The following is a 20,187-nucleotide window of genomic DNA, read 5'->3' on the forward strand; positions in this document are numbered from 1 at the left end:
CTTTCGGGGTGGGGGAGATGGCCGTGGGCGGTGCACCGGTACGAGGAATCGCGGTGGCGGGGGCGGTGCTCTTCGCCTTGGGGATGACCGGGACGAACGACGGGACGACCGCCACGAGCACGTCCGAGCCCCCGGCGGGGGAACGGCCTCCGTCCTCCTTGCCCAGGACGGCATCCCTCCAGGGCCCCTCCTCTCCCACCGGTGATGTCGACTGCACCGTTTCCGACATCCTCGAACCCTCCTGCGGGGTCTGGTGGGGCGCCAGCCCTTACCGTGACGACATCGAACCGTTGGAGAAGGCGGTCGGTCGGGACATGGACCTCGTCTACACCTGGCGCGGCGTCGACCAGGCCGGTATCCCCGGAGAACGGGAACTGGGGATGCTCGCGCAGGGGCGTCTGATCCACACCAACATCGAGGCGCGCCGTTTCACTCGCCCGGGACACCCGGCCATCCCCTACCGCGACATCCTCGCCGGAGAGTTCGATTCCTCCCTCCGCTCCCAGGCCCGCACCATCGCCCGGACCGAAGCGCCCTACTTCGTCACCTTCGATCACGAGGCCGACGCCAACAAGCGTTACAACAACCGCGGTACCCCCGAGGAGTTCGTGCGCTCCTGGCGACACATCGTCGACCTCTACCGCCAGGAGGGCGCCGACAACGCCATCTGGGTGTGGAACGTGACCGGCTGGCCCGGCAACCTCGACCGACTCCCTGGACTTTGGCCCGGAAACGACTACGTCGACTGGCTCAGTTGGGAGGCGTACAACATGACCGACTGCGACGCCCAGCCGAACTGGACCGAGGTGCTCTCGTTCGAGGACGCACTCGCCCCCGCCTACGAGTGGATCCAGGAGGAGGGGCCACGGCACGGGATCGACCCGACCAAACCGGTGATGATCGGTGAGATGGGCACCACCGACATCGGCCCCCGAAAGACCTTCCAGTGGTACGCGCAGATCCCCGAAGTCCTGAAGCGCTACGAACGTGTGCGCGCGGTCAAGGTCTGGGACAACAAGGTCTCCGAGGGGTGCGATTTTCGTATCAAGGCCAACAAGCACGCCCGGCGCGGGTTCGAGATGGCCGGCCAGGACCCGTACGTCAACCTGCCCGATCATGCCCGCGAGTGGTTGGAGTACGCGCGAAGCCATGGCCACGGCCGGGACTGAGGGGGCCTGCGCCCACCGGTCGTGACATCGCCCAGGTGCACGGCCCGTTCTCGGGCAGTTCGTACTCGGCGCTCACCATGAAGCCCAGGGATTCGTACAATCGGACGTTCTCTCGGGCGGAGGTCTCCAGGAAGGCGGGCACGCCCGCGGCGTCCGCCTCACGTAGACCGGCCTCGATCACACGCCGGCCCAGACCGCGCCCTCGGGCTCGGGGGTGTACCCCGACCGTGCCCAGGAACCACACCGGTTCGGTCGGGCGGTGGTGCCGCATGGTCTCCTCCGCCGATGCGTAGCTCTCGGCACGATCCCCGGCCAGGTCGACCAGGGTGGGCAACAGCCGCTCCAAGGCCACGTCGGCGCCGCCGGAGTCGGGGGTGGACCACACGGCGACGGCGGTCAGGTCGTCACTGACCCACACCCGCCCGTGCGGCAGACCGATCTCGGCGAGGAAGATCCGCTGGAACTCACGAAGCCGGGTGAGGTGGTCGTCGGCGGAAATCGTGTGGCGTGTGAAGGGATAGTCCACGAACGCCGCGGCCAGAGTGTTCGCCGCCTTCGTGACGTCCTCCGTGGTGGCCTCTCTGATCATTCGTTCCCCTCCGATGGTCCGCTTCGCCCCGGGACCTTCGGCTGGAGACTATCCGTTCGCCGCCGGTCGGGTCCACGCATTATCGACACGGGTGCGCGGGGCCGGCACCGTCGGGGCCGCCCGCGCCCTCACACCCCCCTACCGCGCAGATGCAGCGCCCGCAGGATCCAGCCGGGGGGTACGCCACAGACCACCAGGAAGGCCAGGTAGGCGCGGCCTTCGAGCGGATGGGAGCGCAGGGTGGTGCCGATCCACCGCAACGCCCTTCGCCGACGACCGGCCGAAGCCTCCGAGAAGGCGATCTGCCCCGCGAGGCGGGCGTGGCCGCGTGGCACCAGCCCGAATTCGGGGTAGCGCTCCAACAACCAACGCAACGCGGTGGAGATGGTCCGCCAACGCTCGGAGAAAAAAGACTTTCGGTGCCACAACACCCGGACTCCGGGTTCGGGAACGTTGCGGATCGGACCTCGACGGGCCAACCGCAACAGCAGTTCGTAGTCCTCGGCGTAGCCACCCGGGATCTCCTCGCTCACCGTCCCACAGCCGTCCACCATGGCCGCGCGGCGGATGAGGAACGTGGACGGGTGCAGTTCGGTCAGGCGTGAACGCAGCAGATCTTTGAAGGTGACGCTGGTGCGGGCCAGGACCCGCTCGGACTCCACCCCGTCGTAGACCACCCGGATACCGCAGCACACCACGTCCGTGTCCGGTTCGGCCCGCATGATCTCCACCTGGGTCCGGAGCTTGTTCGGTAGCCAGGTGTCATCGTCGTCGCAGAACGCCACGAGGTCGGTGTCGGCGGCCAGGACCCCCGTGTTGCGCGCTCCGGGCAGTCCCGGCGTGAGCGTGTTGGTCACCACTCGAACCGGACGTTCCCCTTCCTCCTCGGACAAGGAGGGGTCGGGTCGATCGTTGTCGAACACCACGATCGTGGTGATCCGGCCCGGGTAGTCCTGTTCGGTCACCGCCCGCAGGGTGCGAAGTAGGAGTTCGGGCCGGTCCCGGGTCGGCACGACCACGCTCACCTCCGGCCAGGTGCCTTCGGTGGCCCCGGCGGGGGACTCGGTGACGGACGCTCCTTCGTCGCTGAGCAGATCGATCAGTGCCCCCGCCCGTCGGACCGCTTCCTCGGTGCCGCTGTCGCTGGTCGGGTCCACACGGAAGTCGCTCGGGGAGGCCAGAGCCTTGTCGATGGAGGTGTGCAGTTGCTGGGCGGTGGAACAGGAGCGTACCCGCCCGGCCTCCTCCACTCGGTCAACGAACAGCAGTTGGTGGTCGTCCACGTGTTCGTCCAGCTCTGGATCGCGCGCCACCACGATCGGCAGGTGCCCGGCGGCTCGCGCTTGGGAGATGCTCCCGGGCCCGCCGTGGGTGATGACCGCGCGGGCTCGGCGCATGGCCTTGGAGAGCTCGATGCCGGGCAGGAAGGGAGTGCCCGAGGCCTTCTTCGGCGCCGAGCTGTGCCCGTGTTGGACGAGGATCTTCAGGTCGGGGTGGCGGCGGGCGTAGTCGTCCATCCAGCGCACCAGCCGGTCGAACGCGTGATGGTCGGTGCCGATGCTGACGACCACGTCGGGATGGTCGCCGTCGTCCTTGTGCTGCTTGTCCTGACGTGTGGTCTGTTCGGTCATAGGAGTGGTCCTACGGTGATCGCGGTCGGCATGAATGAGCGCTGTTCCTCCCACTGGGCCAGGAACAGTCGGGTGAACGGCTTACAGAGGCGGGCGGTGAGGGTGGGGGTGTCGATGCGGTCGTAGACCTCGATGTAGACGGTCGGGATCCGCGACAGCCAGGCCAGAACGAAGAAGGGCAGGGCCACGCCGGCCCCGGTGCTGACCACCACGGAAGGGCGTTGTTCACGCATCACCCGCAGGGCGAGGGCGGTGTTGCGCAACAGGTTGCCGACATGGCGGGTGGTGGGGTGGTGCGCCCAGCGCACCGATTCGTCACCGAGGACGGACTCGGCGTCAGGGGTGCGGAAGGTGACCCACACCCGTTCCTTCCGTCGCCACCAAGGGCGCAACGAACACAACTGGGCGAGGTGGCCGCCGCTGGACGCCACCAGGAGGACCGGCCGTGCGGACATCTAGTGCTCCTTTCATGACACTGGGTGATGATCCTGGGGGTGGAGAAGGTGAGGACACGAAGACGTGCGACTCATCTTCGTGGTTTCAGGGCCAGACCTTCGCGCAACCAGTAGACCGAGGTCAGGTGACCGAGGGTCCCCACCAGCAGGCAGGCGACCAGTGTGGAGACCCCGCCCCCGATGATGGCCTCCGCCATCAGCGGTATCGCCCCGAACCACACCAGTGCGCCGCCGGCGGCCACCAGTACCGGACGACTCACGGGGTGCAGCATCGCCACCGAACGCAGTTGCCACAACGGCAGTACCTTGCGCACCAACACCGCGGTCACCAAGGCCAGTGCCGCGCCCAGGGCGCCCTGGAGGGGCACCGACAACGCGCACACACCCAGGAGAACCAGCAGGGACAACAGGTTGTTCAACAGGTTCAACCCGGTGCGTCCGGTCATGGTGAGCACGAGGTCGCCCATCCCCAGCAGTGAGGCCACCAGTTGTCCGGCGCACACCACCATCAGCACCGTCGCACCGGCGGCGTAGGCCGCTCCGAACAGCCGCATCACCTCGGGTGCGAACACCATTCCCGACAGGTAGAGCGGCCAGGTCAGGCAGATCAGCCACGCGGTCCCCGCCTGGTACAGCGAACGCACCCCCGCGTGGTCACGTGCGGCCAACAGTTCGGTGAAGCGAGGTTGGGCCGCGGACAGCACCGCCTGGGTGATCGACTGCCCCACGACCAGGAGTCGGGTGGCGGCCATGAACACCGCCGCGCCGGCGGGCCCGTTCAGCAACGCCACCATCACCACTCCGCCGCGCTGCACCCCCATCTGGGCCACCCCGCCCAGGGACCGAGGCAGGGCGAAGGCCCAGAAGGTCGAGGCAAGGACCCGTTTCCCCTCGTCTTCACAGGGCGAGGGCATGGGTTCGGGTCCAGAACGTAAATCGGAGGTGGCCCTATGGACGATCCGTCCCAACCAGAACCAGGCCAGCACCGCTGCCGGCAGGTAGGGGCCCGCCCACGCGAGGGCCAATAGACCGGCCGAACCGCTCAGCGCGATCATCCCCACCAGCGCCAGCTGGGCCAATGGTCTGCCGACCTTGTCCACCAGCACGGTGGGCGCCATGTCGTGATGGGCCCGGGACGTGGCCAGGGCGGTATCGGTGAGCACCGCGAAGGGAAGGAACAGCGCCAATAGTCGCAGGTAGGTGGCGGCCTCCTCCGGCCCCAGCGCGTCGGCCAACGGCCGTGCGAACATCAACAGGGCCGCCGAGACCAGTACGGACAGCAGTACCACCGGGCCCATGGTCCGCCGGAGCAGTGCGGGCACGCTCCCGGCCCGACCGAACAGCCGCATCCGGGTGACGAAGTAGACCAACGCGTCCGGGGCTCCCGCATTGGCCACCATCACCATGATCAGGAAGATCGAGGTGGCGAAGAACAGCAACCCCGCCGTCTCTTGGGAGAACGCGCGGGTGATCGCGACGATCAGTGCGAGGTTGAGCACCGCGCCCACCGCCGCGCCCAACATGTTGATCACCCCACCGCGCAGGACGCGACGCAACCCGCTGTCGGGGCGGTACCCGACGGAGGTCACGCGCACCACGAGGGCGTGCGCCCCCACCACGCGGCCAGTCGAGCGTCGCTCTCGGCGAACCGCGAGGCCAATTCGGTCCTCAACGATTCGGGCATCACCGTCCGCTCACGGGCGTTGTGTCGGCCCGGTGCGGCCAGGGGCGCGGGTGGCAACCCGAGGAAACGGACGATCTCCTCCAGTGCGTCCGGAGTGCCATCGAACAGGTCGGCGTGGTCCACCACGTGCATGCGTTCCCGACCCAGGTGGTGCTCCATCCGCACCAGCTGGTCCACGTAGTGCCCCCGTGCCAGGTAACCGTGGTGTTGGTGGGAGTACGAGTAGTGAGCGGGATCCGTGGCCATGCGCTCCTCGACCCCGGCCAACCGCTTCGGCTCCAGCTCGATCGCGCGGGCGAACGGTTCGGTCTCGAACCCACGAGCGGTCTCGTGGGCGTGCGCGGAGTGGGCCCGTTCCACGGGATCACGCAGGATCAGCACCACCTTCACTCCGGGCAACTCTCGGGCGATCCGTTCCGCGGCCAGTGGGTGGAACATGTAGTACGGGCTGGACTCCAACACCCGGACCCGAGGCCGCCCCCGCCTGGCGCGCAGGGGGGCCCGTAGCGGAAAGTGCGACCGGTACCAGTCCAGGCCGTGGTGGTGACCGGTATCGAAGTAGTGGACTCCCTTGCGCAGGACGGGCCCGGTGACGGCGGGATGCAGGGTCAGCGCCTTGAACAGTGAGGTGGTGCCCGAGCGCTGAGCACCGCAGATGAGCGAGTCCGGCAACGCCCTGGCGTGGCTGGTCGCCCCGCCCAGTCCGTCGGCGAGTGGTAGCAGGACACGCCGGGCCGGGACGGCGAGGCGGTTCAAGGCAGAGGTGGCCCGGGACATCGTGAGCTCCTTCGACGTGAAGTGGGCGGCGGAAATGGTTCAGTCGGCGTGGACGGCCTCGTGTGTCGCTCTTTCCTGCAGACCGTCCAGGGCGGGCAGGAGCCAGTCGTCGACGGCGGCGAGCCGACCTCCGCTCTGTACCTGTCGGTCATGCAGGTACCGGGTGGCCAGGTCGATCAGGTACAGCGCCATCACGGTGGAGACCGTGTGCGGACGCAAGCCCAGTTCGCTCATGAGTGGGTCGCGCAGCAACCGGGCCCCGCTGTCCAACCAGCGGTGCACCCCCGGATGCACACCGGCTTGCACGCACTCGTTGAGGTCATAGTGCAGTGCGTCGAAGCCGGCCGGCGCGTCCATGGTCAGGCGTTCCCAGTCCCACACGAACGCGCGCCGGGGCGTACTGGCCAGGTTCCACCGGGTCAGGTCGCCGTGCCAGGCGCCGAAGGGCAGCGAAACGTCCGGGAGCCGGTGCAGCGCTGCGCGAAGGGGCACCACCTCGGGACGTGAACCCAGCTTGGCGATGCGTTCGTCGAGGGTCCTCAGGTAGGGACTCGCCGCGAGTCCGCGCTCGTACACCGGGGACAGAGCGATGATCTGGGTGACACAGCGCAACAATTGCCGTCGGGTGGGGCGGTCGGTCTGGTCGCCCACCGGCAGGGCTTCTTGGACCAGGAGTGGTCGCCCGTTCCACTCACCGGAGTAGAGCAGTCGGGGCACCGTCACGTCCGGCAGGTGGGCTTCGGCGAGGTGGCGCAGGGCTCGGGTCTCGGCTCGCACCAGACGTGCGGTGAGGTCGTTGATGGCGACCTTGGCGTAACCGACCCTCCGTCCACCCGGGGTGAGCAACAGCAGGACCGGTTTACGGTTGGCGCGTGGCGGACCCAGGTGGATGGCGATGGACAGTTCCCGGTCGAGCGCGCTGCTGAGTGCGTGCTCGATCCCCGGGCCCGCGCCGACGTAGAGCCGGTCGCGCAGCAACAAGGGGGCCACCCCGGTGGCGAACGCACCGGTCAGCAGCAGGGTTCGCAGCCGCTCCCACAGGGAGTGCCCCTGTGCGAAGGAAGTGATGCCACGAGTGGCCGCCGAGCGGTCGTGCGCGGGCAGGATCACCCTGGGGTTGTGCGCGCTGGGCACGGGAAGGTACTGGTTGCCCCGGTCACGGGGGGCCATGCGCCGAACACTGCCGTCACCGGGGCCGAGCAGTCCGCCGCAGGGCCACAGCACCGCGGCGAGGTCGGTCAGGTAGGTGGTCTCCGTCTTCACCAGACACCCCTGCCCGTGCGTACGGCCCGACGCGCGGTCACCACCGGCTCCTCGACGCGCCACAACAGGGCGACGGCGATCATGGTGACGGCGAGCGGGGACATGAGCGCGACGTAGAAGAACATGTACCAGAACAGAAGCAGCACGGTCAGCAGGGCCCCTTGCCCGACGGTGGTCGCCGCGGCCCGGTACCGCCAGGCCGGCAGTGCGAAGAACGCCACGAACAGGACCGTGCCCACCCATCCGTTCGTGATGAGCGTCATCCACAGTTGACCGGCGTTGCCGATCACGTGCTGACCGCAGCCAGGGCACTCGGGGGTGGGGCCGATCGCCATGGAATCGGAGCTGCCCAGTGCCTCACGAGTGGTGCCCCACCCCACCACCGGTGACAGGTCGGCGGCCTCCAGGGACGCGGCGTTGCTGGCGGCCCGGCCGCCATCACTGTGCGGGGTGTCCACCCGGTCCCGCACCACTTCCGCCAAGGGGGACAGGGCCAGGACCGGCAGCGATACGACCACGGCGACCGCACCGGCTCCCACGAGGACCCCTCGGCCACGACGTAGTGCCTGGACGACGGTGAAGACCAGGGACAACACCAGGCCGGCCCACAGGGCACGGTTCAGCGAGTAGACGATCGGGGCCATCGACAGGGCGGCTGCGGCCAGGGCACACCACCGTGTCAGGCCACCCCCTTGCACCACCCAGCCGACCACCAGCCACACCAGGAGCAGGGAGAGCATGTACCCCCAGACGTTGGTGTACTCCCATGGGGCCTTGGGGCGTGCCGACTCGTAACCGAAGATGTCCATGAGCTGTGCGGAGGCCGGGTGGATCAGCGTCCGCACGTAGGGGTCCCAGAGCAGCGCGTCCGGCAGGAGGTACTCCATCGGGGCGGTGAACTCGAACCTCGGTGCCAACATGCCCAGATAGCCACCGACGATGGTGGCCAGGCACAGCACCGCCAGCGACCACACCACGAGCCGCACGGGGAGTTCACGTTCGGTCAGGTTGCCGACGTAGAGCATCACCACGGTCAGCACGAGGTAGTTGACGATCCGCAGCAGCGCCCCCGGATAACCGCCGCTGTCGGGCACGGTCCCGGGCATCTCCAACGGGACCAGGCACAGGCCGAGGACCGTCCACACCAGGAACAACGCCCACAGCCAGAACCCCGGCGGCACCCGCAACCCCACCGTCCGGTGGCGACGTACCAGTTCGGCGAACATCGGTACCGCGAACAACCAATAGGCGAACTGGCCCAGGCCCAGCGCCCACCACAGCGGATATCCGGCGAGCAACCAGATCAGTGGCCATCCGGTGACCGGGGTGGAGCCAGGCGCGACCTCCCAGGTCACACCTTTGGCTCGCGCCTTGTGGGAGGCCACGGCCGGGCCGGTCAAGGCCGGGCTCCCGCCGACGCGGTTTCGCCGCTCACCGAGGAGGGCGGCTCCGTCCGGGGGGACCCGCCCTCCCAGCCGGTGTCGGCGGTGATCTCCTCGCTGGGAGGCCGGGGCGCGGGCGGGACCGGCCGGGGTGGTGCCGGGGCGGGCCCGGGCTCGGGCTGGCGCGGCACGATGATCGCTCCCGGCACGCTCACCCCGAATCGGGAACCGGCGGTGTACAGGGCGATCAGGTCCCAGCGGCGGGTTCGACCCGACTCCACCACCGGCAGCAGCAGATCGACCGAGGCGGCCAGGGCGTGCGCGTCGGCACGCTCCTGAGAGGAGGCGGTGGCGATGACCACGAACTCCGCTCGGGTGCGCAGCAGGTCCACGAGTTCGGTGGCGCCGCCCTGAAGTGGGGCGAGATCGTCGGTGCTCCCGTGGCGCAGTACCCGCAGCCGAGGCAGATCGGCGGGGGAGACCGCCAGGTCGGAGGGGTCCGCTCCGTCGATGAGGACCTCCGCCAGCCCGGGCCCTTGGGGCAGGTCGAGGAGTTCGGTGACGGTCTCGGTACGAGGGTCGGCGCAGACCAGCAGGGTGGTGGCACCACCACGGCCCAGCGCGGCCGCCAGGTTCACGGCGGCGGCCGCGCCGGAGCGTCCCGGGGTGGTGCCGGTGACCACGATCACCCGACCGGACGCCGGTTCCTCCTCGACGTCCTCGCCCACGGCGCTCGCGGTGAGCCGGGCGCGGACCAGGTGGGCGAACTCGTTGGTTCGCTGCCCGTCGACGGTGGCGTCGGTGAGCAGTCCGGGCGAGCGGTCGTGGCGCGCTCCCGGGGCGGACAGGTCCAGCAGGACGGGCAGTCCGCCCACGCGTGCGGTGTCCTCGGCGTCGTGCAAACGCGGGTCCAACCGATCACGGACGAGGGCGGTCAAGAGCCCGGCCAGGAGGCCGAGGGCGGCGCCGGCGGTCGACCACAGCGGGATGATGGGCCAGGACGCGGATTCGGGCAGATGGGCGGTGGTGATGACCTGACCGGGGGAGACCGTCTCGCGTAGTGCGCTGAGCGGGCTGATGTCGCTGCCCAGGTCGCTGATCTCCTGGCGCAGGGCCTCGGAATCCACCTGGCCCTCGCCACCGAGACCGGAGGAGTTCGATGCGGCCAGGGAGTCGTAGCGATCCTGCTGTTCCTCGCGCAGGGCTTTCAGCCGGTCGTCGATGAGGCCGTGGACCTGTTCTCGCCGGTGGTCCAGGTAGGCGGTGGCGAGTGCCTGGGCGCCCTCGCGCGCCAGTTCCGGGGTGCGGGCGGAGTAGTGCAACTCCAGGACGTTGCTGTTGGGCGGGACGGTCACGTCGATGTCGTCGCGTATCTCCTCCGTGGAGGGGGACCCGGGCAGTTCCCCGGCCGCGACCCCCGCGACCCGGTCGGAGATCACCACTTGGGCTTCGCTGTCGAGGTTGACGTCTCCGGTCAGCCGCCCGGAGCGCTCACCGGTGAACTCGGCCATCCCGGTGGGGTGGACCTGGACGGCGGTGGTGGAGGTGTAGGTGGACGGAACCGCGAACGCCCCGGCGGTTGCGAGGACCAGCCCGCCGAGCATCCCCGTGCCCACGAGCCGCCACCGGCGCCTCAGCAGTGCGGTGTACTCCTTCAGTTCCGGTCCGGGTGAGCCGGGGAGCTCGGTGTCCATCGGATCTCCTCCACACAGACATGGCAGCACTTTTAGTAAGCGATTGCATACTAAGTGTAATCCCTTTGGGTCTGTCCGGTGACTTGAAAAACAGCCCTTTTCCTCGGTGAGGCCGTTTGGAGACCGACTGTCATCAGGTGGGCCATGGTCGACGGACCGGATTCTGTGGCGCTGGGCACGCAAAAGGGGCATCGGGTCGACTCGATGCCCCTCGTTGATTCCGCCATGGGAGCGTTCTTTTTTCGGGCGCGGTCGGAGCGGCTTCGTTTGGACACCGTGCAAGACGAATCGAGCCGCGAACGAGGTACCGGCCCGAAAGAGACCGTCGGCCGCCAATCCGCCCGTTGAGGGTGGGGAGTGAGGGGTGGGAGAGGCGGAGGCCTGGAACGAAACCGGGTCAGCCGCCGACGACGACCGGAGGCATCCCGGTGCCGGACTCCCAGACCTGGTCGCATGCCTTCTGGGCGGAGACCGTGTGCGCCCGCGCCGAGCAGTCCCGGTACTCGGTGACCTCCTCGCTGTAGACGAACAGGATGGAGAGCATCCCCGCCGAGATCACCACGCCCGCCAGCCCCAGGGCCACGCTCAACAGCGCGCCCGGGGCGTGGGAGCGGTGGGTTCGTGCGGCCTTGCGGGCTCGCAGGCCCTGCACCACGCCCATCGCGGACAGCACCCCGCTGTAGGGCGGGAACAGCAGGCCCGCCAGCCCCAGGAACAGCCCCCATAGGCCGCCTCGCTCGACCTTCGGGGGCCGACCGTCCGCGTGGGTCTCCGGGCTGTTGTCGGTCACGGCTTCACTCCTTCGATGGCGCCCGGTCAGGATGGGGCGCCGTGGTCCGCGCTCGCCGAGGCGGTGCGGAAGGTCGTCGTGGTCGCGGCCGTAACTCGCCGGTCCGCGTGGGGTAGACGCTACCCGGACCGATAGGGTGGGAGCGCGGACGGGCCGAGTGGGCCCTGGCCTGGAGTCTGTACCAGGCGTACGCGATTTCCGGATGCTGCGCCGTCCCCCGGTGCCCCCGGAAGTGGAGACCAGTGGGTCTTCCGCACCGTTCTTCTACACATGAGGGAGAAGCACGCTTTGTCCGCGCGAGTGGTGGTTCTCATATCGGGGACGGGCAGCAATATGTCCGCCCTGATGGAGGCCGCGAAGGACCCCGCCTATGGGGCCGAGATCGTCGCCGTCGGCACGGACCGCGAAGGAACCCGCGGGATCCAGGTGGCCGAGGCCGCCGGGGTGCCCACGTTCGTGGTTCCCTTCCGCGCCTTCGCGGAACGCTCCGAGTGGGACGCGGCCATGTCCGACCGGATCGCCGAGTACACACCCGACCTGGTCGTCTCCGCCGGCTTCATGCGCATCCTCGGGCCCGCCGTGGTCGGCCGTCACCAAGCGGTCAACATCCACCCGGCTCTGCTGCCCTCCTTCCCCGGCGCACACGCGGTACGCGACGCTCTGGCCCACGGTGTCCGCGTCACCGGCACCACCATCCACTTCCTCGACGAGGGCATCGATTCCGGTCCGATCATCGATCAGGTCGCGGTGCCCGTCGAGGACGGCGACGACGAGGCCGGCCTCCACGAACGGATCAAGGTCGTGGAGCGGCGGATGCTGGTCGACACGGTCGGCCGGCTCGCCCGCGAGGGCTGGACCATCGACGGCAGGCACGTGCGGTTCGGCCGCACCGACACGAAGGAGATCCGGTGACCCAGCAGGCCATCAGGCGTGCGTTGATCAGTGTGTACGACAAGACCGGCCTGACGGAGCTGGGCGCGGGCCTGGCCGAGGCCGGGGTGGAGATCGTCTCCACCGGCTCCACGGCGGCCAGGCTCACCGAGGCGGGCGTGGCCGTTACCCCCGTCGAGGAGGTCACGGGCTTCCCCGAGATCATGGAGGGCCGGGTCAAGACCCTGCATCCCGCCGTGCACGCGGGTCTGCTCGCTGATCAAGGCAACCCCGACCACGTCGCCAAGATCGACGAACTGGGTATCGCCCCCTTCGACCTGGTCGTGGTCAACCTCTATCCCTTCTCCGACACCGTCGCCTCCGGTGCCATCGAGGCCGACTGCATCGAGAAGATCGACATCGGCGGCCCCGCCATGGTCCGCGCCTCCGCCAAGAACCACGCGAGCGTGGCGATCGTGGTCGACCCGAGGGCCTACGACTCCGTCTTGGACGCGGTGCGCGGCGGCGGCTTCACCCTGGGGCAGCGCAAGGCCTTGGCCGGAAAGGCGTTCCAGCACACCGCCGCCTACGACGCCGCGGTCGCCGACTGGTTCGCCTCCTCCTACGCTCCCGACCCTGAGGCGACCGAGAGCGGCTGGCCGGACTTCCGTGCCTCGGTTTACACCCGCCAGGACACCCTGCGCTACGGGGAGAACCCGCACCAAAAGGCCGCTCTGTACACCGAGACCGGAGTCCGAGGTGGCCTGGCCGGTGCCGAACAGTTGCACGGCAAGGCCATGTCGTACAACAACTACGTCGACTCCGACGCCGCACTGCGCGCCGCCTACGACTTCGATGAGCCGTGCGTGGCCATCATCAAGCACGCCAACCCCTGCGGTATCGCCGTGGGCGCGGACAACGCCGAGGCCCATCGCAAGGCGCACGCCTGTGACCCGGTCTCCGCCTTCGGCGGTGTGATCGCCACCAACCGCGAGGTCGGTGCCGACCTCGCCGCGCAGATCGCCGAGGTCTTCACCGAGGTCGTCGTCGCCCCCGGTTTCACCGATGAGGCCGCTCGGACCCTATCGGTGAAGAAGAACATCCGCCTGCTGGTCGTCGCCGACCCGGAGCGGGGCGCTCGCCGGGAGACCCGCCAGATCAGCGGCGGCCTGCTGGTCCAGGACACCGACGTCATCGACGCGGCCGGAGACGATCCGACCTCTTGGACCCTGGCCACCGGTGCCCCCGCGGACGAGGCGACCCTCGCCGACCTCGCCTTCGCTTGGAAGGCCGTGCGCGCGGTCAAGTCCAACGCCATCCTGCTGGCCTCCGAGGGTGCCACCGTCGGGGTGGGCATGGGACAGGTCAACCGGGTCGACTCCGCGGGGCTGGCGGTCTCCCGGGCCGCCGAGAGGGCCAGGGGCGCGGTCGCCGCCAGTGACGCGTTCTTCCCCTTCGCCGACGGACTGGAGATCCTCACCAAGGCCGGGGTGCGCGCCGTGGTCCAGCCGGGCGGTTCGGTCCGCGACGCCGAAGTCATCGCCGCCGCCGAGGCCGCAGGGGTCGCCATGTACCTCACCGGCACCCGCCACTTCTTCCACTAGCGGGGTTCTCTTTGCTCCTTCGCTTCTCCCACCCGTCGCCCGCCACCGCCCTCAACGGACGGCCTGGCGGCCGACAGAGATCTTTGGAGCGTGTTCGGGCGCCAAAGGGCAGGACGGGAACCTTCGGTGCCTACGGTGTGATGGCTCGCCCACCCGTCGCCCGCCACCGCCCTCAACGGACGGCTTGGCGGCCGACAGGCTTTTTTCGGGCAGGCCCCTCCACGGGTTTGTCGAAAACAGGGCCTGCCGGCGTCCGAACGAAAGAACCCCCGTGGTGACCGCAATAGTTGAGGAGAAGCGTATGAGTGCGATCGTTCTGGACGGAAAGGCCGTCGCCAAGGCCATCAAGGAGGACCTGACCGAGCGGGTGGCCAGGCTGCACGCCAAGGGCCTGGCCCCCGGGCTGGGAACCGTCCTGGTCGGCGACGATCCGGGTAGCCACTCCTACGTGCGCGGAAAGCACCGAGACTGCGCACAGGTGGGCATCGCCAGCATCCGCCGTGACCTGCCCGCCGACGCCACCCAGGAAGAGGTGGAGCGGGCGGTCCACGAGCTCAACCAGGACCCCGCCTGTACGGGTTACATCGTGCAGCTGCCCCTGCCCAAGGGGATGGACGAAGGTCGGGTACTGAACCTGATCGACCCCCTCAAGGACGCCGATGGCCTCCAACCGACCAACCTGGGCAGGCTGGTCCTCATGGAGGAGGCCCCACTGCCGTGCACCCCGCGCGGCATCGTGGAGCTGCTGCGCCGCTACGAGGTGCCGATCAAGGGCGCCGAGGTCGTCGTGGTCGGCCGTGGCGTGACCGTGGGGCGTCCCCTCGGGCTGCTGCTGACCCGCCGTTCGGAGAACGCCACCGTCACCCTGTGCCACACCGGCACCCGTGACCTGGCCGAACACACCCGTAGGGCCGACATCATCGTCGCCGGTGCGGGTGTGCCCGGGCTCATCACCCCGGACATGGTCAAGCCGGGTGCGGCCGTGCTGGACGTGGGCGTCTCGCGTACCGACTCCGGACTGGTCGGTGACGTGGCCGAAGGCGTGTCCGAGGTCGCCGGTCACCTGTCCCCGAACCCGGGCGGCGTGGGCCCGATGACCCGAGCGATGCTGTTGGTCAACGTGGTCGAGGCCGCCGAGCGTCAGGCCGGTCCGACCGGCTGACACCGCGAATCGAATGGCGCGACCCGAAGGGGCGGCCCCACTCGGGCCGCCCCCTCCACGTCGTGCTATGCGCCGGAAGGGTCAGCCCGCGCGGCGGGCGTGACCGACCGGCATCGGGCGGACCAGACCCAGGGCCACCACCTCGTTGGCCAAACGGGTACGTCGGTTCTGTCCTTCCGGGATACGGAACTTTTGGTAGAGCCGCAGTAGGTGCTGTTTGACCGCGGCCTCGGTGACCACCAAGGCCTCGGCGATGTCGCGCGCGGTGGCGGGGGCCACGAAGGCCTCCTCGGACAGGGCGGGTCGACACAGGGCGGTGAGCACGTCCAGTTCGCGGCGGGTGAGCTCGGGGGCGGCGCCCCGGCGGAGTACTTTGTCGGGACTCAGCTGCTCCTTGGGCAGCCCGCCGATTCGGCCGCGTGCGGTGCCGAAGCTGACCACGTCGCCTTCCTCCAGCACCCGCCGGGCGATGGGGCGACCGTTGACCCGGGTGCCGTTGCGGGATAGACCCAGGTCCACCACGTAGACGTAGGGTCCGCGTCGGATCAGTTCGGCGTGCAGTTGGGAGACGCTGCGGTCGTCGAGATGGATGTCCGCCCCCTCTCCACGGCCAACGGTGGTGACCTCATCGGAGAGTGGGAAGACGTCTCCACTCTCCTCGATCCGTAGGTAGGGGCCCTCCACGTCGACTCCTCCCGTGCCTGCGCCGCGCGGTCGGTGGGTGTGGGAGCGACGGTGGGGGAGGGGGGACTGACGGGGGGTGACGGTTCGATCCATACGTCGTGTGGGCTTCATGGGGGTGGTCCTCGCTCACCGATGCACTCATCTTCAATCTGGTTACCCGGCTGTCAGGTGTTCTACGCGCTTACTTCGGAGTTAGGGGGATAAGGCGCGGAAATACGGCCTTGTGGCTGAACCGGAAGTGAGAAACGGACGTTTGAGTCTTCTTGGGTGAGGAGTCCGTTTCCGTGAGCCCTGAGGTATCGGCGAGGCCGAAGACTACAATGGGTTCGGTCCCTCTTGGAGGCGGAACCCGAACTCAACGGGGATCGCCCGAAGCCACCGGCGACACGGGCCACGGTGGAGCGCCGTTCGGTTTCGGACAACGCCCCTTCAGCCGGTGGCCGGTCTGTGCCAGATTCCGGAGGAGACCGTGAGGACGAGCCGCGCGGCGGCCAGGGAACTCGGAAGCGAACAGGTCGGGACGCGGTGAACGACGCGGAGCAGGCTCAGGTGGCGGGGTCGGATGGGGACGCACCCGACGACGGTGCGCGAACCCCGGGTGGGAAGGTGCCCTACTGGCTCTCCCAGGTGCCCTACGCATTGGTCTTGTCCACCCTCGTGGCGGGGATCGTGGTCGTCGCCGCGGCCTACTTCAAACGCGGTCCCGCCATCATCGCGGGGGCGTTGCTGCTCGCGGCGACCTTCCGGTCGTTCCTGCCCAAGGACTGGATCGGCCTGCTCGCGGTACGTCGCCGCTGGGTCGATCTGGTCACCTTGGTGGCCCTCGCGATCCTGCTGATCGTGTTGGCCTGGGTGGCGCCGCAACTCTCCTCGTGAGCGTCTAATAAGCTTGATGTCGAGATACCGCGACACCGACAAGCACCGCCTCCCCGGTTGGCACGGACACCGGGCGGGATCAGGGGATTGCCGCGCGCGCGGATCCGGAGACCGGCCACGAACCGGTGTCAGCGGAACTCCGCCGCACGAGGCGGTAGCAAGACTGAAGGGACAGCCACACAGCCATGGCCAAGATCAAGGTCGAGAACCCCGTAGTCGAGCTCGACGGCGACGAGATGACCCGGATCATCTGGTCCTTCATCAAGGACCGACTGATCCTGCCGTACCTCGACGTCGACCTGAAGTACTACGACCTGGGCATCGAGGAGCGTGACCGCACCGACGACCAGATCACCGTCGACGCGGCCAACGCCATCAAGGAACACGGTGTCGGCGTCAAGTGCGCCACCATCACCCCGGACGAGGCCCGGGTGGAGGAGTTCGGCCTCAAGAAGATGTGGCGTTCGCCCAACGGCACCATCCGCAACATTCTCGGTGGCGTCGTTTTCCGTGAGCCGATCATCTGTGAGAACGTGCCGCGTCTGGTGCCGGGTTGGACCCAGCCGATCATCATCGGCCGTCACGCCCACGGTGACCAGTACAAGGCCACCGATTTCAAGGTTCCTGGTCCCGGCAAGGTCACGATGACCTACACCCCGGCCGACGGCAGCCAGCCGGTCGAGTTCGAGGTCGCCGACTTCCCCGAGGCCGGTGGCGTGGCGATGGGCATGTACAACTTCCGCAAGTCCATCGAGGACTTCGCCCGCGCCAGCCTCAACTACGGCTTTGTCCNTCTACATGTCCACCAAGAACACCATCCTCAAGGCCTACGACGGCATGTTCAAGGACGTGTTCGAGGAGATCTTCGAGACCGAGTTCAAGGACAAGTTCGACGCCGCGGGCCTGACCTACGAGCACCGTCTCATCGACGACATGGTCGCCGCCGCGCTCAAGTGGGAGGGCGGCTACGTCTGGGCCACCAAGAACTACGACGGTGACGTGCAGTCCGACACCGTCGCACAGGGCTTCGGCTCGCTCGGCCTGATGACCTCGGTGCTGCGCACCGCCGACGGCCGCACCGTCGAGTCCGAGGCCGCCCACGGCACCGTGACCCGTCACTACCGCCAGCACCAGCAGGGCAAGCCCACCTCGACCAACCCGATCGCCTCCATCTTCGCGTGGACCCGCGGCCTGGAGCACCGGGGCAAGCTGGACAACACTCCGAAGGTGATCGAGTTCGCCAACACCCTCGAGGACGTCGTCGTCAAGACGGTCGAGAGTGGTCAGATGACCAAGGACCTGGCTCTGCTGGTCGGTGCCGAGCAGGAGTGGCTGACCACCGAGCAGTTCCTGGCCGCTCTGGACGAGAACCTGACCAAGCGTCTGGCCTGAGCCTTAACCGCCCACGATCGTCGTGAGCCGGCGCTCGTGGTGAGGCCTTGACCACGCCCGGGCATCCCCGCCCACGGGATGTCCGGGCTTCCTGGTCTCCGGATCCGCGAGGCAACGATGAGAGGCGCTGAGGGCGAAACGTCGTCTTCGTGGGGATGCGCACGTGCTCGCGCCAAGAATTTCTCTGCGTGTTTCCCGTGTTCGGGGCCCATGAGGGTCCTGCCGGTGGGAGGATGACGGAGTCAGGGACGGGTTCCCGAAACCAGTGCGACGTATGACACGTGGTTGCGATTCGCCCCTTTCACGAACTTTGACTTATTGTGGAGACACACCGGTGAGAACCGGCAGGCCAGAGCGGGTTTCCATCCCCTCGGCCACCATGAACCGACGTGCCGGCCGTGCGCCCGCTGGGGGGTAGGCGCGCACAGTACGGAACGTCACGAAGAAGGGCCCGTCACCATTGGTGACGGGCCCTTCGCCTTCGTGGGGGAGGACCTCGCGCGGGGCGGGCGGGCGAGCCCAGCCCCGGCGCACGTCGGAGTCAATCCTGCATGGCCTCTTCGGGGATGGGCTCACCCTCGCGCATGGCGTCGAACATCAGCTCCGCCCTGCCCTCGTCCCACAGCACGACCGATCCGACGCCATCCAGGGTGGGGGTATCGCCGACCGGCACGGCGGTGGTCCGGGTACCGCCGCGCATCGCCGGCAGCATGCTCGCCAAGTGGCGCAGCTTGTCACCCTCGTCGACCATGAAGGTGTCGGTCCCCGCGAGGACCAGCGGTACCGACTTGAAGGGATTGAAGAGCGTGGAAGGGGCACTGGTCTCTTGGACCAACGCGGAGAAGAACTCGCGCTGACGCTGGATCCGATCGAGGTCGGCACGGGGGGTGGCACGGGTGCGAACGTAACCGAGCGCGGTGCCGCCGTCCATTTCCTGGCAGCCGGCCTCGATGTCCAGACCGGCCTTCGGATCCACCATCGGCTCTTCAGGACACAGTTCCACACCGCCGACCGCGTCGACCAGGTCGACGAAGCCGCCCATGCCGATCTCCACGTAGTGGTCGACCCGCACCCCCGAGGCTTGTTCGAAGGCCTGGACCAGTGGGGCGGGGCCACCACAGACCTGCTCACCGTCCTCGCCGGTGCCGCACACCGAATCCGCGAAGGCGGTGTTGATCTTGTTGTCCGCGTACCCCGGGATGGGCATCGGCACGTAGGAGTCACGCGGCACGCTCACGATCGTGGGGTCACCATCGCCGCGCGGCATGTACAGGATCATGATGGTGTCGGTGCGTCGGCCCTCGGCGTTACCGGTGGCCAACTCCCGCATCCGCTCCTCGTCCATCCCCTCGCGGCTGTCCGAACCCACGATCATGTAGACGGTGCCACGGGCACGGTCGGGCCGGCCCTCGTAGTCCCGGAGGGCCTCCACCCGCTCCAATCGCGAGTTCGCCCACAGGTAGAAACCGGTCGGGAGCACCAGGAGCAGTACCGACAAGACGATCAGGGTGTTACGCAGACGCCGCTTGCGATCCTCTTGCGCCCGACGCTTGATGCCGCGTCCGTCGTACACACGCCCTGCGCCATGGGTGCGGCGCTTGCGGGGGCGATGCGGGGGCACTTGGTCGGCGGGCGGCAGGCGGCGGGTCTTCCCCACCACGCGCTGCTCGGACTCACGGGGGCGGTAGAGCTTTTCGAACTCGTCCGGCTCGCCGGGCGCACCGGTGCGTCTGAACACCCCGCCCCGGTCGTGTTCGCCGGTGGAGCCGGGTCTGCCCCGATGTCGTCGGTCAGCCATGGATTCGCCTATCTGCTCCGTGCCGCGTGTCGCTCGGTGTGTCCTACGTCCCTTGTGATCGCTGACAGGGTAGTCTGGTTCGGTTCCAACCCCGTCAACGCCCCGGCCGGTGCGAGGCGGCGGAAGCGAACATCGGCGGCGCGAAGCTCAGAGCACCCTGCCGGCGCCCTTCGAAGGCACCGCCACCCGTACCCGGGGTTCGGGACGTCCTCGATCACGGAAGGCCTCACGAACCCCCGTGACGACCTCCTCCACACGTTCCGACGAGACCAACGCGAACGCGGTCCCCGCCCAGCCCGACATCCTCGCACCGCGCGCACCGGCCAGCGTCGCCGCCTCCACGGCGGCCCCCACCGCCGGCAATGGC

General features: G+C 68.6%; 16 protein-coding genes and 2 pseudogenes. 6 read left to right on the plus strand and 12 right to left on the minus strand.

Going from position 1 to position 20,187, the window contains the following annotated elements; genetic code table 11:
- Positions 1-17 precede the first annotated feature (17 nt).
- The gene (locus D472_RS0105110; RefSeq protein WP_017603429.1) at positions 18-1,169 is read left to right on the plus strand and encodes a glycoside hydrolase family 26 protein; all 1,152 of its coding nucleotides are present in this window, start codon (positions 18-20) and stop codon (positions 1,167-1,169) included.
- Here D472_RS0105110 and D472_RS0105115 read toward each other — a convergent pair.
- The 9 genes from D472_RS0105115 to D472_RS0105155 all read right to left on the minus strand — a co-directional run bounded on the left by D472_RS0105115 (position 1,102) and on the right by D472_RS0105155 (position 11,434).
- Positions 1,102-1,758, minus strand: coding sequence for a GNAT family N-acetyltransferase (locus D472_RS0105115; protein WP_017603430.1), 657 nt, complete (start codon positions 1,756-1,758; stop codon positions 1,102-1,104). The two genes, D472_RS0105110 and D472_RS0105115, sit on opposite strands and share 68 nt — an antisense overlap.
- Before the next feature lie 128 nt (positions 1,759-1,886).
- Positions 1,887-3,389 carry a glycosyltransferase gene (locus D472_RS0105120; protein WP_017603431.1) on the minus strand — a complete coding sequence of 501 codons (1,503 nt, stop codon included), beginning with the start codon at positions 3,387-3,389 and terminating at the stop codon, positions 1,887-1,889.
- Positions 3,386-3,844, minus strand: a complete 459-nt coding sequence (locus tag D472_RS0105125) for a glycosyltransferase family 28 protein (protein WP_017603432.1) — start codon at positions 3,842-3,844, stop codon at positions 3,386-3,388. The genes D472_RS0105120 and D472_RS0105125 overlap by 4 nt, the downstream gene beginning before the upstream one ends.
- Before the next feature lie 71 nt (positions 3,845-3,915).
- Entirely contained in the window at positions 3,916-5,460 is a 1,545-nt protein-coding gene (locus D472_RS0105130) for a lipopolysaccharide biosynthesis protein (protein WP_033303198.1), read from the minus strand.
- On the minus strand, positions 5,430-6,305 hold the full coding sequence (locus tag D472_RS0105135) for a sulfotransferase domain-containing protein (protein ID WP_017603434.1): 876 nt from the start codon (positions 6,303-6,305) through the stop codon (positions 5,430-5,432). The genes D472_RS0105130 and D472_RS0105135 overlap by 31 nt, the downstream gene beginning before the upstream one ends.
- Positions 6,306-6,344: 39 nt before the next feature.
- The gene (locus tag D472_RS0105140; protein WP_017603435.1) at positions 6,345-7,568 is read right to left on the minus strand and encodes a phosphotransferase; all 1,224 of its coding nucleotides are present in this window, start codon (positions 7,566-7,568) and stop codon (positions 6,345-6,347) included.
- A complete protein-coding gene (locus tag D472_RS0105145) occupies positions 7,565-8,923 on the minus strand; it encodes a ligase (RefSeq protein WP_026117400.1) in 1,359 nt (452 codons plus the stop codon). Before D472_RS0105145 ends, D472_RS0105140 begins: the two co-directional genes overlap by 4 nt.
- Before the next feature lie 41 nt (positions 8,924-8,964).
- Complete coding sequence (locus D472_RS0105150) at positions 8,965-10,644, minus strand: hypothetical protein (protein ID WP_017603437.1); 1,680 nt, start codon at positions 10,642-10,644, stop codon at positions 8,965-8,967.
- 397 nt (positions 10,645-11,041) lie between these two features.
- On the minus strand, positions 11,042-11,434 hold the full coding sequence (locus D472_RS0105155; RefSeq protein ID WP_017603438.1) for a hypothetical protein: 393 nt from the start codon (positions 11,432-11,434) through the stop codon (positions 11,042-11,044).
- 300 nt (positions 11,435-11,734) lie between these two features.
- Here D472_RS0105155 and purN point away from each other — a divergent pair, with 300 nt between their 5' ends.
- The 3 genes from purN to D472_RS0105170 all read left to right on the plus strand — a co-directional run bounded on the left by purN (position 11,735) and on the right by D472_RS0105170 (position 15,070).
- Positions 11,735-12,346: a phosphoribosylglycinamide formyltransferase gene (gene purN, locus D472_RS0105160; protein ID WP_026117401.1), complete on the plus strand. Its 612-nt coding sequence runs from the start codon at positions 11,735-11,737 to the stop codon at positions 12,344-12,346.
- Positions 12,343-13,908 (plus strand): bifunctional phosphoribosylaminoimidazolecarboxamide formyltransferase/IMP cyclohydrolase, encoded by a 1,566-nt coding sequence (gene purH, locus D472_RS0105165; protein ID WP_017603440.1) that lies wholly within the window; start codon positions 12,343-12,345, stop codon positions 13,906-13,908. The genes purN and purH overlap by 4 nt, the downstream gene beginning before the upstream one ends.
- Before the next feature lie 301 nt (positions 13,909-14,209).
- Entirely contained in the window at positions 14,210-15,070 is an 861-nt protein-coding gene (locus tag D472_RS0105170; protein WP_017603441.1) for a bifunctional methylenetetrahydrofolate dehydrogenase/methenyltetrahydrofolate cyclohydrolase, read from the plus strand.
- Positions 15,071-15,151: 81 nt separating this feature from the next.
- Here the strand turns inward: D472_RS0105170 and D472_RS0105175 are convergent, their stop codons facing one another.
- Positions 15,152-15,754 (minus strand): FHA domain-containing protein, encoded by a 603-nt coding sequence (locus D472_RS0105175; RefSeq protein ID WP_017603442.1) that lies wholly within the window; start codon positions 15,752-15,754, stop codon positions 15,152-15,154.
- Between the two features lie 525 nt (positions 15,755-16,279).
- On the opposite strand from D472_RS0105175, the gene D472_RS0105180 reads away from it, so the two are divergent.
- Positions 16,280-16,630, plus strand: coding sequence for a DUF3017 domain-containing protein (locus D472_RS0105180; RefSeq protein ID WP_017603443.1), 351 nt, complete (start codon positions 16,280-16,282; stop codon positions 16,628-16,630).
- A gap of 185 nt (positions 16,631-16,815) precedes the next feature.
- A pseudogene (locus D472_RS26610) lies at positions 16,816-18,022 on the plus strand (NADP-dependent isocitrate dehydrogenase).
- A 541-nt stretch (positions 18,023-18,563) separates the two neighbouring features.
- Here D472_RS26610 and D472_RS0105190 read toward each other — a convergent pair.
- Both D472_RS0105190 and D472_RS0105195 read right to left on the minus strand, forming a co-directional pair.
- A complete protein-coding gene (locus tag D472_RS0105190; RefSeq protein ID WP_017603445.1) occupies positions 18,564-19,820 on the minus strand; it encodes an LCP family protein in 1,257 nt (418 codons plus the stop codon).
- 147 nt (positions 19,821-19,967) lie between these two features.
- A pseudogene (locus D472_RS0105195) lies at positions 19,968-20,187 on the minus strand (GHMP kinase); the annotation flags it as partial.

Origin of the sequence: Nocardiopsis alkaliphila YIM 80379 (assembly GCF_000341005.1) — a bacterium.
GTDB classification, from domain to species: domain Bacteria; phylum Actinomycetota; class Actinomycetes; order Streptosporangiales; family Streptosporangiaceae; genus Nocardiopsis; species Nocardiopsis alkaliphila.

Coding starts and splice junctions, on each gene's coding strand:
- D472_RS0105110 (WP_017603429.1), top strand. CDS start 18: ATGGCCGTGGGCGGTGCACCGGTACGAGGAATCGCGGTGGCGGGGGCG.
- D472_RS0105115 (WP_017603430.1), bottom strand. CDS start 1,758: ATGATCAGAGAGGCCACCACGGAGGACGTCACGAAGGCGGCGAACACT.
- D472_RS0105120 (WP_017603431.1), bottom strand. CDS start 3,389: ATGACCGAACAGACCACACGTCAGGACAAGCAGCACAAGGACGACGGC.
- D472_RS0105125 (WP_017603432.1), bottom strand. CDS start 3,844: ATGTCCGCACGGCCGGTCCTCCTGGTGGCGTCCAGCGGCGGCCACCTC.
- D472_RS0105135 (WP_017603434.1), bottom strand. CDS start 6,305: ATGTCCCGGGCCACCTCTGCCTTGAACCGCCTCGCCGTCCCGGCCCGG.
- D472_RS0105150 (WP_017603437.1), bottom strand. CDS start 10,644: ATGGACACCGAGCTCCCCGGCTCACCCGGACCGGAACTGAAGGAGTAC.
- D472_RS0105170 (WP_017603441.1), top strand. CDS start 14,210: ATGAGTGCGATCGTTCTGGACGGAAAGGCCGTCGCCAAGGCCATCAAG.
- D472_RS0105190 (WP_017603445.1), bottom strand. CDS start 19,820: ATGGCTGACCGACGACATCGGGGCAGACCCGGCTCCACCGGCGAACAC.